Here is a 16,255-nt window from a genome sequence, read left to right as displayed (position 1 = left end):
CTCGCTTTATTTCATTTAAGTTTCTTCTGCAATTTATAAAGGATATTCATCGCCTCCAGCGGCGTCATTTCAAGAATATCAAGAGATTTGATATCATCCAGCACCTTTTTTTCCTTAGGTGAGGAGGTCGCTTTTCCTCTAGGAGCCTCTTCACCGAAGAAGGAAAGCTGTGCCTCATCGGCAGATTCCGGAACCACTTCGGCAATAGGAGCTTTTACCCGTTCAACCGGCTGTTCAGGCATGGCCTTTACTTGTCCATTTTCCTTCTCCAAATGTGCTAATATGGCTGCCGCCCGCTCAATTAACGGCTTCGGTAAATCAGCAAGCTTGGCAACATGGATTCCGTAGCTTTTATCCGCTGGCCCTTCTTTGATTTTATGAAGGAAAACGACGTTTCCGTTCTGCTCAATAGCACTGACATGGATATTACTTAACTTAGGCAATTCCGATGCCAGGATCGTCAATTCGTGATAATGCGTTGAAAAAAGGGTCTTTGCCCCGATTTCTTCATGTATATATTCAATGATGGCCTGAGCAAGTGCCATTCCATCATAAGTGGATGTACCCCGCCCGATTTCATCAAATAATATCAAGCTATTTTCGGTTGCATTCATGATCGCATTTCTCGCTTCAAGCATCTCGACCATGAATGTACTCTGACCTGAAATCAAATCATCTGCCGCGCCGATCCGGGTAAACACTTTATCAAAAATAGGCAATTCGGCTATGCTTGCCGACACGAAGCAGCCGATCTGCGCCAAAATCGATGTCAGCGCAACCTGACGCATATATGTGCTTTTCCCCGACATATTCGGCCCTGTTATCAGAAGCAGCTCCCGCTCACCATCCATCATGCAATCATTGGGGACATACTCCTGTGATTGGAGCACTTTCTCCACTACCGGATGACGTCCTTCCTTCAAAACGATTCTCCGGCTATCCGAAAAGACAGGCTTCACGTAATGACGTTCTTCACTGATCGTCGCAAAGCATTGAAGGACATCCAGTTCACTGACGCCTTTGGCTAACTCCTGTAAACGGGGGATATAGCTTTTGACCTCTTCACGCAGATTGAGGAATAAGTCATATTCCAAACCAATGCTCTTTTCTTCTGCTTGTAAAATCAAAGCTTCCTTTTCTTTTAATTCAGGGGTAATATAGCGTTCAGCATTCGTTAACGTTTGCTTCCGTTCATAGCGCCCTTCTTCAAGCAAATGCAAATTGGCCCGTGTGACTTCAATATAATAGCCAAACACACGATTATAACCGATCTTCAATGATTTGATTCCAGTGCGTTCGCGCTCTTGGCGTTCCAGCTGGGCAATCCACGTTTTTCCGTTTCGGCTGGCATCCCTGTATGTATCCAGCTCCTCATGGAAACCGTCCTGGATGATATTCCCTTCCTTGACGGACAACGGGGGATTTTCAACCAACGCAGTTTCCAGCAGATCCGTCACTTCTTCACACGGATCCAATTTCCCGGCAAGAATCGATATGTCCTGATTGGTGGCCATCGACTTGACAATTTCACGGATGATTGGAACCTGCTGCAAAGAGCGTTTCAACTGAATCAGGTCCCTTGCATTTACATTACCAAAGGCGACCCTTCCGGCAAGCCGCTCCAGGTCGTAGACTTCCTTCAGTCGTTCACGTAAATCCTGCCGTTCGAAGTATTGATTTTTCAAGGTTTCAACAAGGCTCTGCCTCCGCTCGATCTGTTTTTTATTAATGAGCGGCCTGTCAATCCATTGTTTCAGCAGCCTTCCGCCCATCGCCGTTTTCGTCTCATCAAGCAGCCATAATAATGAACCTTTCTTTCCTTTGGAACGGATGGTTTCAGTCAATTCCAAATTCCGTTTACTATAATAATCGATTTTCATATATTGTGACGTCTCATAAGCCAGCACTGGCTGTAAATGATCCAGGCTGCGCTTTTGTGTACGGTACAAGTAATTCAACAAACGGGAGGTGGTTGCAGCTTGTTTTGGGTCTTTCAATTGCTGCAACAAGGAAAGGAATGACTCGCTTTCGATCAGGTTATTCTCGATCGATAGGGCCGCGGCTCCCCGTTCTTGCAGCTTTTTTTTCCATTCTTCATTGAAATCATCTGCAATGACCACTTCGCTCGCACCAAGTATCGCGAATTCATTGAGAACTTCGTCGAAACTCTCAATCAAAGTGACCTTATTTTCCCCTGTCGAAAGATCATTGTATCCAAATCCGAAGAGACCATCAGGAAAAGATGTGATGGTGGCAATATAGTTATTTTCCTTTTCACGAAGGCCTTTACTATCCATTTTCGTTCCCGGTGTAATCAGCTGGACCACTTCCCTGCGGACTACACCTTTTGCTTGTTTTGGATCTTCCGTCTGTTCACATATCGCTACTTTGAATCCTTTTTCTATCAAGATATCAATATAGTTAGCAGCCGAGTGATAGGGAATGCCGCACATCGGAATTCGGTCTTCACTTCCGCCTTCCCGGCTCGTCAATGTGATTTCAAGCTCCTGGGAGGCATTCAATGCATCATCAAAAAACATCTCATAAAAATCGCCTAAACGAAAAAATAAAAAGGCATCTTGATACTCTGCCTTAATTTTTAAATATTGCTGTATCATCGGAGTATATCCAGCCATTCCTTCAAAACCTTTCCAAACTATAATCTATTTTCTCAGTCATATCCTTCATTATAACATACGAGGAAGCAATCTTGCCTGTATTCAAAATTGCATGGAAACTCGATCAGCAGTGAAAATAACGGGGCATGTCGGCCAACTCTGGGATGGACTCGTCCCGATCCACAATAAATAAAACCGGATGAAAATGTGTCATCCGGTAGTTACTTTCTATATTTTATTCGTCTTCGAATTCATCTAGGAAATCCGGATCTAAATCTTCGAATTCCTCATCATCGAAATCACAGCCCCAGTCATCTTCACAGCGGCCATCTGGACTAACGGCGACACAAATTTTCGTTTCGCCGACGACCTCCACAAAGAATTCCCTTTCCACGTGGACAATGATTTTTTGTCCGCATGGCGAGATGCAAGCTTCTAAGCAATTCGGCTGTTGGACAGCTTTTGCAACGATTTCATGGTCATCAAGACAATCGGGATCACGGTATTTCAGCGAAATCACGTCGGTATATTGCACCTTTTCAGTGACAACTTCCGTTTTTGAATTATGGTTATAGGAATACCAAACGTTGATTTCGTAGCTGCCGTGAATTTCTACCTTTTTGCCGACTTTCTTGGCATCGTATTTATGGTTGATGATCCAACAACCTAGAATGCTAGAAGGATGATGAGCCGGGCAAATGGTGTGAGAGGACTTTGTGAATTTACGTCCCTTTGCCACCACCGCTTTAGTAATTATCTCTCTATATTGTGACATGCTAGCGAACCCTCCTCATACAGTTTCCATTCATCCTATGCGTGGTAAAAGTCTAGTGTGCGTAGAATTTTTTTTGTTTGAAAACTGCTGTAATGTTTTAAACCTAGGTTATTTTATGCGCATGTTTTGGGATATGTGTCACGAATGGGCGCTGTATAAGGATTTCCGGGTGTTAAAAAAGCCCTTCTATTTATCAGAAGGGCTTTTTATATTCATGAACAGCTTCCGCCGCCAGCTTGTACGTGTGAACCTGTTTCGCCGCGAAGGATGTCGCCTTCAGTAGCTTCAATGATCAGGTCCGTTACCTTATTCGATACTTGTGACGAAACCATTTGCAGGAGATCATTCACGTCAACTTGAGATTGTTTGAATTGCTGGACGATAGGAAGCTCATCCAATTGTTTTTCCAGTGCATCAATTTTGGCCTGAACTTGGTTATACGCCTTATCCTTGCCATAATGCTGGAAATTGACCGCCTGTTTTTGCAAACTTTTAATACTGGCAATCATCTCGCGGATTTTTTGATTTTCATTGATGTGAGCTTCTGCCCGTTTAAAGAAATCGACTTCTTCCGTGCTGGCAATCATTTCTGCAAGCTCGGCCGCTTTTGTCAGAATGTCATCTTTAGTATATTTCGTCATCTTACTCCACCTCGATTGCCGCTGCTTCTTCAACCATATCTCCGTTTAGTGACCATGTTTTCGTTCCAGTGATTTTCACTTTCACGATTTGACCGATGGCAGATTTTGGTCCTTTGAAGTTCACGAGCTTATTTTTCGTTGTATAACCTGCTAATACTTCCGCATTCTTCTTGCTTTCACCCTCTACTAGCACTTCAACAACTTGCCCGTCATACTCTTTCATTTTCAAGGCGCACGTGTCATTAACGAGGGCATTCAAGCGCTGCAGACGCTCCTTTTTCACTTCCATAGGCACGTTATCCTGCATCTTAGCAGCCGGTGTCCCTTCACGTGGCGAATAAATGTACGTATATGCTGCATCAAACCCGACTTCACGGTATAAAGACATCGTTTCTTCAAAGTGCTCTTCCGTTTCATTCGGATAGCCTACAATGATATCAGTCGTTAATGATGCACTCGGAATGGCTTCCTTAATCTTCTTTACTAGCTCCAAATACTGTTCCCGTGTATATTTGCGCGCCATGATTTTTAGTGTGTCGGTACTTCCCGATTGAACAGGAAGGTGAATATGATCGACAAGATTGCCGCCTTTAGCGAGAACTTCAATCAAGTGATCATCAAAGTCACGGGGATGACTCGTCGTGAAACGAATTCGCGGAATGTCGATTTTGCGGATCTCATCCATCAAATCACCAAAACGATATTCAATATCGGTAAAATCTTTCCCATATGCATTGACATTCTGTCCGAGTAACGTAATTTCTTTGTAGCCCTGAGCGGCAAGATGACGTACTTCCTGGATGATATCTTCCGGTCTGCGGCTTCTTTCTTTCCCTCTTGTATAAGGCACGATGCAATATGTACAAAACTTGTCACAGCCATACATGATATTGACCCATGCCTTCGTTTTACCTTTTCGTATCTTTGGAAGGTTTTCAATTACATCGCCTTCTTTGGACCAAACCTCAATGACCATTTCCTTGGAAAGATAAGCTTCATTAAGGATTTGCGGCAGACGGTGGATATTATGCGTTCCGAAAATCATATCCACAAAGTGGTGCTTCTCCAGAATCCGCTTGACGACTGATTCTTCCTGGGACATACAGCCGCATACACCAAGCAATAAGTCCGGCTTTTCCAACTTCAATGATTTCAGATGTCCCAATTCACCAAATACTTTATTCTCTGCGCCTTCCCTGATCGCACATGTGTTAAGTAAAATGACATTAGCATCATCGACCGTGTTTGTCGACTGATAGCCAAGTGCCGCAAAAATGCCCGCCATAACTTCCGTATCATGTTCGTTCATTTGGCAGCCATATGTACGAATATAGAATTTTTTGCCTTCTCCCATTCCGCGGAATGCTTCTGGAATGGCAAAATCATCATGATATTCTACTTCTTCTTTCCCGCGCTTTTTCGCATCTTTTAAAGAAGGCGGAATATAAACCGCTTGAAAGTATTTGCTATAATCCTTATCGGATTTTTTGTCCGCTGGATTTTCAGCATTCACTTGCTGTGATTCTAATCGTTGTTTCTCGTTCATGGTTATTCTCCTTTCAAAATAGTTAGTTTATTTCTATCACCAACTATTACAACACCTATCTTGCTACAAACGCTTTTATGCAGCTTTCATTTTTGAAATTACCAGTCATGGTACGTTTTTTAAGTGTGATATACCCACATTAACTTAGTATAAAGCTTTTAAGAACAAGAAACAATCATTCTGTCATGTCATCCGCAATTGTAAGTAATATGTAACATTTAAGGTAATTTAAGAACACAAAGGAGGAAGCCTTAACATTTTGAAAATAGCGGAAAACGCCATTCCTCGAATTTATCCCTTTTACTCTCGCTTCTGAAGCTTTTCTCGTGAGTTTGGGCTTTAACTCACCAATTTGGGCCTTTTACTCGCGAGTATGGCCGCTTTACTCGCCAATTTAGGCCTTTTACTCGCGAGCTTGTGCCGTTTATATATGAATTCTTTTATCTCTTTAGGGAATCAGGAGTACCTTGCCACATTGACCTTTTATCATCAAATCAAAGCCCTTTTCAAAGTCGCTTAATGAGAAGCGGTGCGTAATCATCGGTTTTACATCCACTTTCCCGCTTCCTAGCAAACTTGACACCTGCTGCCAGGTTGAGAACATTTTCCTGCCGGTGATTCCTTGGACAGTAAGGCCCTTGAAGACAATATCCTCGGTTATATTGAGCATGACAGGCTGCGCTGGCAAACTTAGGATGGATACCCTTCCACCATTTGTCACCATCTTAAACCCTTGATCGATTGCTGCTGGATTGCCGCTCATTTCACAAACCACATCCACCCCGTCCGTATTTGTAAGCTGTTGGATGATCTCCAAAGGGTCATCCTTGTTCGATTGAATGAGGTGTGTAGCTCCCATCTTTTTTGCAAGCTGAAGGCGATATTCATTTATATCAAGAGCGATCACTTTGTCAGCTCCCGCGGCCTTTGCCACGGCCACTGCCATCAGCCCAATCGGTCCACAACCAATGATGGCTACCGTTTTGCCAAGTACATCGCCAGCAAGCACGGAATGGACCGCATTCCCCATCGGTTCTTGGATGGTAGCAATATCGGTGGGCATATCGATTGGATTTTTCCATAGGTTCTTGGCCGGCAGCGCCACATACTCCGAAAAGCATCCGTGTGTATCGACACCGATTATGCTTGTATGTTTACATATATGAAACTGCCCCGTTAAACATTGCCGGCATCTACCGCAAACAATATGTGTTTCTGCAGAAACAGAATCACCAACTGAGACATTGGCCACATTTGCTCCTACTGCCACTACTTCCCCAGAAAATTCATGTCCGAATACATATGGCGGTTTCACTCTTCCCTGTGACCATTTATCCCAAGTGTATATATGGATGTCCGTTCCGCAGATTGAAGCCATGTTTACCCGAATCAAAACCTCGTCCTCACGAAATACCGGAATATCGACAACCTGCAGTTGTGCTCCATAACCTCGGTGATGTTTGACAACTGCATTCATTTTACCTCTCAACATGTACATTCCCCCTGAAATAGGGCTGTTTCTTTCATCATCCTTAATATGTAAATGTATGAAATACTACTCTAAAAAATACCATAATCGCTTGTGTACCAACCTCATTGGATTTTGGGGGCATACGTACATTTTTATTAAATGGGTCATGTTTCTATAGCATCTTGTCCGCTCTTGAATAAGATATCTTGTACAACAAAAAAACAAACCAAGGAGTGACTTATATGTCATGTAACAATAATCACCACCATAATAACAACAACAACAATAACGATAACGATCGGATTGCAGACGATTTTTGTCGTGCGGTGAAAGGTTGTCAAAAACGCGACAACGATCGTGATCGGGACCGCGATAATGACCGTGATTGTAATCGCGTGCAGCACCATCATCACCATCACAATAACAATAACAACAATAACAACAACAATAATAACTGTTGTTGTAGAAGAAATCGTTGCAATTTCTTCTCATTCGGCTGCGGATGTAATCGTAACTTTTGGTAAGCTAAACCTGAGAGGGTGAGGAATCCCCTCTTGTAACAGCTTTTCAATAGAACACAAAAAGGGTTCACCCCATCTTGAGGGGTGAACCCTTTTCATTTTTCACATGAATTCTGCAACAAGCTTATCAAAATGAGCTTGATCCAGAGTCAGGTCTGATTTATTCAGAGCTTCTTCAGCATATCCAGGGACCAATTCCTGGTAAGAAGGTCGGGAAGAATCTTGATAGATAATCCCCGTCACAAGGCTGTCATGCTTCATCAGCGTCTGCATGGCCTGTTCTTTATTTGTAGAATCGTAACCTTCAATCGTATTCAATTTCGTTAAGTTTTGTTTAAACCAATCATACGTATTGATTTTGTTATATGTTACACAAGGCGAGAACACATTGATGAAGGAGAAACCTTTATGATTGATTCCCGCTTCAATGATTGCCGTCAAGTCCTTCAGGTCAGTGGAAAAGCTTTGGGCAACAAAGGTTGCGCCGGCGGATAATGCCAATTCCATTGGTGAAACAGCCTGCTCAATCGATCCTTCCGGCGTGGACTTCGTTTTGAACCCTGCCGCTGATCGAGGGGAAGTCTGCCCTTTTGTCAATCCATAGATTTGGTTATCCATGACGATATACGTAATGTCGATATTACGGCGGATCGCATGGATGGTATGACCCATCCCGATTGCAAAGCCATCTCCGTCACCGCCAGAGGCTATAACGGTCAATTCACGGTTGGCCATTTTCACTCCTTGTGCGATTGGAAGTGAGCGGCCATGGATGCCGTGGAAACCATATGACTTGATGTAACCAGATATCCGGCCTGAACAGCCAATACCGGAAACGACAGCCAAATTCTCTGGTTCCAACCCTACATTAGCCGCCGCGCGCTGCATGGCAGCCTGAACGGAGAAATCCCCGCAACCAGGACACCAGTTAGGTTTTACATCATTACGGAACTCTTTAAACGTTGCCATATTCGAACATCTCCTTGCATTGTGTGTGAATTTCATGCGGGAGGAATGGATTGCCATCATATTTTAGGATGCTTTTGATTTTATTAACATGCCCGACATTCATCTTGATGATATTAGCCAATTGTCCGGTCGCATTATTTTCGATAACCACTACCTTCTTCGCCGCTTGCACTAAAGAAAGGACTTCATCAGCAGGGAATGGGTGTATCAAACGGATTTGCGCATGGTTCACTTTCATGCCATCCGTTTCTAATCGGCCGATCGCTTCGTCGATCGTCCCGCGTGTGGAATTAAAACCAAGTATTAATAAATCCGCCTCTTCATGCGGAGTTTTTTTGTATACCGGTGTATTGAATGTATTCGTTAAGTTATCCAGCTTACGCATCCGTTTATCCATTTGCGCCTTACGATTCAAAGCCGTCTCCGAAGGTCTTCCGGTTTCATCATGCTCAACTCCCGTAACATGGTGGATACCGTTTTTCATACCAGGTACGACTCGAGGTGAAACACCGTCTTGCGTGACTTCATAGCGCTTGAAGTATGACTTGTTTTCAGACTCTTCAATTTCATGGTCCACCAATTTCCCGCGCCTTATTTCCACTTTACTGTAATCAAGCGGCTGTACCGTCTGTTTACCTAAAGAAAGCTGCAAGTCCGATAATACGATGACTGGGCATTGATATTCTTCTGCGAGGTTGAATGCTTCTGCCGTATCATAAAAAGCTTCCTCAACAGTACTTGGAGCCATGACGATTTTAGGGATTTCACCGTGTGTGCCGTAAATCATGGCCATCAAATCCGATTGCTCCTGCTTCGTAGGAAGCCCAGTGGATGGACCGCCACGTTGCGTATCGACAATGACGATCGGCGTTTCGGTAATGCCCGCCAAACCAATCGCTTCCATCTTCAAGGATAGTCCAGGACCAGCTGAAGCCGTGATGGCACGAACACCGCCATAGTTTGCCCCTATCGCCATTGTAGCTGCCGCAATTTCATCTTCAGTCTGGATGACCGTCCCGCCCAATTGCGGAAGTTTTTTTATCAGGTATTCCATGATTTCCGAAGCGGGGGTAATTGGATAGGCCGCCATGAAGCGGCAACCGCCTGCAACTGCGCCCAATGCGATGGCATCGTTACCGATCATGAACAATCGTTTTTGCCCATCTGCCTTTTCCAGCTCCATTGCACCCAGTTTTTCTCCAAGCAAGACTTCCATTGCCTTGTAGCCAGCGGTAATGGCATCCATGTTCTTCTTGACGATTTCTTCGCCTTTACGGCCGAAGATTTCATCAACAACATCGTTGAAAACGGAAATTTCCATTCCAAGGACTGCACAAGTCGCACCGATGGCAACCATGTTTTTCATTAATGATGTTCCTAGCTCTGCTGCAATTTCAGTAAATGGAACAATATATAATTCTGCCTTCGTATCTTCTGGGCAGACAGGTTTGAATTTTGCATCCGCGATTATGATGCCACCCTCATGTAATTCTTTATAATTGACGTCAATCGTTTCTTGGTCAAAAGCGACTAAGATGTCTAAATCATCAGAGATAGCACGAGTTTCGGTAGTACTTACACGAATTTTATTATTCGTGTGTCCACCCTTGATTCGGGATGAGAAATGACGGTAGCCATACAAGTAATATCCTAAGCGATTGAGGGCAATACAGAAAATCTCTCCTGTACTTTCAATACCTTCACCTTGTTGTCCGCCAACTTTCCATGAAAGTTGATTGATCATGTCTTACACTCCTTTAGAACGTTCGTATATAAATGCATTTAAATGCACCTCTCTTCAGAACATTCGTTTATGTATATTAAATCGTTCTAATTTAGGAAAGGTGTACTAAACGCTTTCAATTCTATCGGTTAAATCATTAAATTGCAACCTTTTTGATTCTATTTTTTATATTTTCAGAATATTTATTCATATCTATATAGTATGAATTAAACATCTTCTAAAATCTTTCCGTTTTTCCAGGAAAGTGACGCGCGAAATTCCCAAAAAGAAGCCCATTGACAAACTCACTGGAATAAAGCCTGTTCAATTCATTGATCAAATTATGATAATCCTTATATGAGGTTAGATTTTCCACCATATGATCGATGCCATCAAAGTCCGATCCCAATCCAATTTGATGCTCTCCCCCTAAACTGCATATATGATCTATATGCCCCACAATATCCTTTATCGAAGCAGAGTCACCATCGGATAAAAATTGCGGGACAAAGGTTACCCCAATCACTCCGTTTTTTTGTAAAAGGGCTCTTATTTGGCTGTCTTTTAAATTTCGCGGATGGGAACAAAGAGAATGTGCATTGGAATGGGAGGCAATGGGAAATTCCGCTCTCTTTATGGTGTCCCAAAATCCAGCTTCTGATAAATGAGATACGTCGCACCAAATTGCCTTCTCATTTAACAAGGTCACCACCTCTGCCCCAAAATCCGTTAAACCCGCTCCCCTCGTTTCCAATGCCCCATCAGCTACCAGGTTCGCGTGATTCCATGTTAGCCCCACAGAGGTAACGCCAAGGTGAAGGAGCGTTTTCAATTTCAATAAATCATTCCCGATGCAATCGCATCCTTCCAGCGTCAGCACTGCACCGATTTCAGTTTCTTTAAGAGATTCAATGTCAGACTTCGTCTTAACGAATTTCATTTCTGGCTCAGATACTACCTTTTCATGAAAAATATCAACCATGGCCAATGCTGCCTGGAATCTCATATCCGGATGGACTTTTTCAGGGATGTATATCGCAAAACATTGGACTTTTCCCCCTTCATCCAATAATCCCCGCTTGGTTATATGTAAAGTGTCACTATCCAAAAAAGATAGTTCCGGATCGATGAACATCTTCATTAACACATCACAATGTGCATCAAAAATCGCCAACGTGATCCCCCCTTCCTGTCCGCATTCATTTAATGTATACATGTTCCATTATAATCCGTACCGTCATTTTAAGACAAAAAAGAGCCTGCTCGCCAATGGACAAACAGGACACCCCTTCATGAAGTTATCTTGGTTCAATGATTAACTTTATAGCCGTTCTCTCTTCACCATCAATAAGTATATCTGTAAAGGCAGGAATACAAATCAAGTCAACTCCACTAGGTGCGACGAATCCTCTTGCGATTGCTACTGCCTTGACGGCTTGATTTAACGCACCTGCACCGATAGCTTGAATTTCGGCTGCCCCTCTTTCCCTGAGCACTCCCGCTAGTGCGCCTGCTACAGAATTAGGATTAGATTTTGCTGAAACCTTTAATATTTCCATTCCTAGTCCTCCTTGTCTTCCCTGCCGATTATGATCATAGGCTCAATAGTTATAACACTTTCCACTGCTACTATATTCATCAAGTAAAACTTGTATGACAAAGAAAACCGGGATTGTCCAACAAGATTTATATGGAATGAAAAAATGGATGGACAGCATTTGACTGTCCATCCACCTCATTTAATCAATCAATGATAAAAGGGATGATCCTCATTAATGAGGATCCTATCTATTTTTTTTGCCTTACCAGTTTTGTCATCGATTTCCAAAAGGATCGCACTTAATAGGGTCCTGCCCTCCTTAGGCACCTCGAAACGGACAGGAAGGCTTGTCAGGAACCGTTGGAGCACCGCGCCTCTTTCCATGCCAAGGACACCATCATACGGCCCTGTCATGCCCACATCCGATATGTAAGCAGTTCCCGCAGGCAATATGCGGTTATCGGCAGTCTGAACGTGTGTATGCGTTCCGGCAACGGCTGTAACTTTGCCATCAAGGAACCACCCCATAGCCTGCTTTTCGCTTGTTGCTTCACCATGAAAATCAACAAAGATGATGGGTGTCCTTTTTTGCGCCATCGCCACAAGCTCCTCCGCTTTTTTGAATGGACAATCTAAATCCGGCATGAATGTCCTGGCTTGTAAATTGATGACCGCAATTTCCTGCTGGTTCCATTTTAAAAATTTCATTCCTTCTCCCGGTGCACCGTCAGGAAAGTTTGCTGGACGGACGAGATATTTCGCATCATCAATGAAATTGAATATATCGCGATTATCCCATGTATGGTTTCCCATTGTCACCGCCTGTGCGCCCCACTCTAAAAAGTTTCGGTAAATCTTTTCCGTGATTCCACGGCCACTTGCCGCATTTTCCCCATTGATGACCGTAATATGCGGCCGATGCTTTTCCTTTAATTTCGGAAGGTATTCTTGAACCATTTCACGGCCTAGAGACCCTACGACATCTCCAATAAATAGCAGTTTCATTGTAAAACCCTTTCTAGATTCACATTTCTCGTGATAAGAATATCAAGTATGTATTGTAACATAATATCGGATGAATATCGGAGCCGTTACCTGTTAAAAACAAGAAAAAGCGAAGAGGTTTCCCCCTCTTCGCTTTTTCTTTAACGGCTTTTATTTAGCGTATTCGACCGCTCTTGTTTCACGGATGACCGTGACTTTTATATGACCTGGGTAATCGAGCTCTTCTTCAATCCGTTTGCGGATATCACGTGCGAGTCGATGGGCCGAAAGATCATCTATTTGCTCTGGTTTCACTAGAATCCGCACTTCGCGCCCGGCTTGAATCGCAAATGATTTTTCCACTCCATCGTAGGATTCGGAAATCTCCTCAAGCTTTTCAAGTCTTCTAATGTAATTTTCAAGTGTTTCACTTCTAGCGCCCGGCCTTGCAGCTGATAAAGCATCAGCGGCTGCAACAAGCACTGAAATAATGGAAGTTGGCTCCGTATCGCCATGATGTGAAGCGATGCTGTTAATGACAGTAGGATGCTCTTTATACTTGGTTGCCAATTCCACGCCAATTTCAACGTGGCTGCCTTCCACTTCATGATCGATCGCTTTCCCGATATCATGCAATAAACCGGCACGACGGGCAAGGACTTCATCCTCTCCAAGCTCAGCAGCCAGCAACCCTGAAAGCTGGGCCACTTCAATGGAATGCTTAAGCACGTTTTGTCCGTAACTTGTACGGAACTTCAAACGTCCCAGTATTTTGATAAGGTCTGGATGGAGACCGTGAACGCCAACCTCGAAAGTTGTTTGTTCACCAATTTCACGAATATGTTCATCTACCTCACGTCTTGCTTTGTCAACCATTTCTTCAATTCGAGCCGGATGGATCCGTCCGTCCTGAACAAGTTTTTCAAGAGCCAAGCGTGCCGTTTCACGTCTAATTGGATCAAATCCAGATAAAATGACAGCTTCAGGAGTATCATCAATAATAAGGTCAATACCTGTTAGCGTTTCTAGCGTCCGGATATTTCGTCCTTCACGTCCGATTATCCGTCCTTTCATTTCATCATTTGGAAGATTCACTACAGAAACGGTGGTTTCTGCAACATGATCAGCCGCACAACGCTGAATGGCAAGAGAAAGAACTTCTTTTGCTTTTTTATCAGCTTCTTCTTTGGCACGGGTATCACTTTCTTTAATCATAAGCGCTACATCGTGAGCCAGCTCGTTTTCCATTCGGTCTATAATGATTGCTTTAGCTTCTTCACGAGTTAAACCTGAAACACGTTCAAGCTCTGTTTGCTGCTTACGAACCGTCTCGTCCACTTTGCTTTCCATCTCTTCAATATGCTGTTGTCTTTGGTTTAGAGAATCTTCTTTTTTCTCCAAAAGGTTTTCACGTTTGTCTAACGTATCATCCTTACGGTCCAGATTCTCTTCTCTTTGCAATAACCGATTTTCTTGTTTTTGTAATTCATTCCTTCTTTCACGGGATTCCCGATCAGAATCTGAACGAATTTTATGAATTTCATCTTTTGCTTCCAACAAGGCTTCTTTCTTAAGTGCGTCCGCTTCACGTTTTGCATCCTCAAGGATGTGTTCTGCAGAGCCCTTTGCCCCTGCTATTTTACTCTCAAATTTTGATTTGTGAATAAAATAACCAACAACTGCACCGACGATTAGGCCAAGCAAAGTGAAGATGATTGTCATGGGTTCCATCGTTTCACCTCCCCTTGCTATGAACTTTTTACATAAAATGTTGAACTGTCGGCAAGTACATTGCACATAAATTCAATATACAGCACTTAATTTTCAAAATTTTAGTTTGAAAAATTGTAAAATATACATATTAATTGTATAGTTGAGAATTTTCATTGTCAAGCGTTTGTCCCTTATGTATCAATGATTATTCAAGTTTTCTTAAATATTCACCACCGGAAAGTGCTACATTCTTCATGGAAGGAGGCGGCAATTCTGTTTTCCAGCTACTGAATTCGCTGAAAATTTCGCACTTTTCATTTCATAATATTTATAGAAAAGGCCCAAGCAAATAAGCTTAGGCCTTTTCCTACCATTAATCAAGTAATTCAAAATGTTCATCTTCCGCTTCCTCTGGCGGCAGCTCATGCTCTCCATCAAGATTATAATGATCCCTGATTTTCTGAGAAATCTCCAGAGCGATATCTTGATTTTCTTTCAAGAACATCTTCGCGTTTTCCCGTCCTTGTCCAACACGCTCTTCGTTGTATGAATACCACGAACCGCTTTTAAGGACGATATCAAGCTCTGCACCCATATCAATGATTTCACCTTCCTGCGAAATACCTTGACCATACATGATATCAACTTCCGCTTGGCGGAATGGCGGCGCAACTTTGTTTTTCACCACTTTGATTTTGGTTTTATTACCGACGATTTCATTGCCTTGTTTTAACTGTTCCGCACGACGCACTTCCAGACGTACAGTCGAGTAGAACTTCAATGCCCGGCCTCCTGGAGTGGTTTCCGGATTCCCGAACATTACCCCGATTTTTTCACGGACTTGGTTAATGAAAATGGCAATGGTATTTGATTTATTAATGGCACCAGATAGTTTCCTTAACGCCTGGGACATCATCCGGGCTTGCAGACCCATATGGGAATCTCCCATTTCACCTTCGATTTCAGCTTTAGGAACAAGGGCTGCAACCGAGTCAATGACAATGATGTCCACCGCTCCACTGCGAACTAGCGCTTCAGCGATTTCCAAGGCTTGTTCACCTGTATCGGGCTGTGACAGCAGTAACTCATCGATATTCACACCTAGTTTTTCTGAATAGGCTGGATCCAAAGCATGCTCGGCATCAATGAATGCTGCAGTACCGCCAGTTTTTTGCACTTCTGCAATCGCATGTAATGCAACAGTCGTTTTACCTGAGCTTTCAGGTCCGTATATCTCAATGACCCGTCCCCTTGGATATCCGCCCACTCCCAATGCTACATCCAATGCCAATGAACCACTTGAAATCGTTGAAATCCTTCGATCAGACTGTTCTCCAAGTTTCATAATGGAACCTTTACCAAATTGCTTTTCAATTTGTTTTAAAGCCATATCTAAAGCCGCTTGACGATCACTCACTCAATTTCCTCCTCTATATTCAAATAATCGGCTGTCCGATTAATGATGCTCTTACGTTAGCAAATATCTGCGGGACAAATGTTTGTATCTTGTCTCAAAACCTATCTTTACTATATACTCTTTTTTCTATTTTGCCAAGCAAAAAGTCGAACATTCATTCGTTTTTTTCTTTTCGGATATTCTTCTAAAAAAAGCGTTTTACCTTAACTAAAACTTCATTTTCATTCCACTTCATCCGCAGTAATTGAAAATCATGGAATTAACTGTTTTCTTTTTCCCCTTTTTACAGGAAACAAACTCATCAAACTAAATAAAAGCAGAGCTATAAAAGCCCTGC

At 43.0% G+C, this 16,255-nt stretch carries 13 protein-coding genes; all 13 read right to left on the bottom strand.

Translation table 11 applies throughout. From position 1 onward, the window contains the following. Window positions 1-11 precede the first annotated feature (11 nt). On the bottom strand, window positions 12-2,636 hold the full coding sequence (mutS, locus tag AS888_RS24535; protein WP_061144693.1) for a DNA mismatch repair protein MutS: 2,625 nt from the start codon (window positions 2,634-2,636) through the stop codon (window positions 12-14). A gap of 217 nt (window positions 2,637-2,853) precedes the next feature. Beyond that, complete coding sequence (locus tag AS888_RS24530; protein ID WP_061144692.1) at window positions 2,854-3,393, bottom strand: outer spore coat protein CotE; 540 nt, start codon at window positions 3,391-3,393, stop codon at window positions 2,854-2,856. 212 nt (window positions 3,394-3,605) lie between these two features. Continuing rightward, window positions 3,606-4,034 (bottom strand): YlbF/YmcA family competence regulator, encoded by a 429-nt coding sequence (locus tag AS888_RS24525; protein ID WP_061144691.1) that lies wholly within the window; start codon window positions 4,032-4,034, stop codon window positions 3,606-3,608. Window position 4,035: 1 nt separating this feature from the next. Next, the gene (gene miaB, locus AS888_RS24520; RefSeq protein ID WP_061144690.1) at window positions 4,036-5,580 is read right to left on the bottom strand and encodes a tRNA (N6-isopentenyl adenosine(37)-C2)-methylthiotransferase MiaB; all 1,545 of its coding nucleotides are present in this window, start codon (window positions 5,578-5,580) and stop codon (window positions 4,036-4,038) included. A 448-nt stretch (window positions 5,581-6,028) separates the two neighbouring features. Then, entirely contained in the window at window positions 6,029-7,069 is a 1,041-nt protein-coding gene (gene tdh, locus AS888_RS24515) for an L-threonine 3-dehydrogenase (RefSeq protein WP_061144744.1), read from the bottom strand. A 227-nt stretch (window positions 7,070-7,296) separates the two neighbouring features. Beyond that, window positions 7,297-7,458 carry a hypothetical protein gene (locus AS888_RS26050; protein WP_155645602.1) on the bottom strand — a complete coding sequence of 54 codons (162 nt, stop codon included), beginning with the start codon at window positions 7,456-7,458 and terminating at the stop codon, window positions 7,297-7,299. Between the two features lie 216 nt (window positions 7,459-7,674). After that, the gene (locus tag AS888_RS24510) at window positions 7,675-8,541 is read right to left on the bottom strand and encodes a 2-oxoacid:ferredoxin oxidoreductase subunit beta (protein ID WP_061144689.1); all 867 of its coding nucleotides are present in this window, start codon (window positions 8,539-8,541) and stop codon (window positions 7,675-7,677) included. Next, window positions 8,528-10,285, bottom strand: a complete 1,758-nt coding sequence (locus AS888_RS24505; protein WP_061144688.1) for a 2-oxoacid:acceptor oxidoreductase subunit alpha — start codon at window positions 10,283-10,285, stop codon at window positions 8,528-8,530. The genes AS888_RS24510 and AS888_RS24505 overlap by 14 nt, the downstream gene beginning before the upstream one ends. Window positions 10,286-10,502: 217 nt before the next feature. Further along, on the bottom strand, window positions 10,503-11,480 hold the full coding sequence (locus AS888_RS24500; protein WP_061144687.1) for a dipeptidase: 978 nt from the start codon (window positions 11,478-11,480) through the stop codon (window positions 10,503-10,505). An 82-nt stretch (window positions 11,481-11,562) separates the two neighbouring features. Continuing rightward, a complete protein-coding gene (spoVS, locus tag AS888_RS24495) occupies window positions 11,563-11,823 on the bottom strand; it encodes a stage V sporulation protein SpoVS (RefSeq protein ID WP_029281188.1) in 261 nt (86 codons plus the stop codon). Between the two features lie 188 nt (window positions 11,824-12,011). Continuing rightward, on the bottom strand, window positions 12,012-12,809 hold the full coding sequence (locus AS888_RS24490) for a TIGR00282 family metallophosphoesterase (protein ID WP_061144686.1): 798 nt from the start codon (window positions 12,807-12,809) through the stop codon (window positions 12,012-12,014). A gap of 150 nt (window positions 12,810-12,959) precedes the next feature. Then, complete coding sequence (gene rny, locus AS888_RS24485; RefSeq protein WP_061144685.1) at window positions 12,960-14,519, bottom strand: ribonuclease Y; 1,560 nt, start codon at window positions 14,517-14,519, stop codon at window positions 12,960-12,962. 355 nt (window positions 14,520-14,874) lie between these two features. Then, window positions 14,875-15,918 (bottom strand): recombinase RecA, encoded by a 1,044-nt coding sequence (gene recA, locus AS888_RS24480; RefSeq protein ID WP_061144684.1) that lies wholly within the window; start codon window positions 15,916-15,918, stop codon window positions 14,875-14,877. Between the last annotated feature and the right edge of the window lie 337 nt (window positions 15,919-16,255).

This window comes from Peribacillus simplex (assembly GCF_001542915.1).
In the GTDB taxonomy this organism is placed as follows: domain Bacteria; phylum Bacillota; class Bacilli; order Bacillales; family DSM-1321; genus Peribacillus; species Peribacillus simplex_B.
This window is presented reverse-complemented; position numbering and strand designations above follow the sequence as displayed.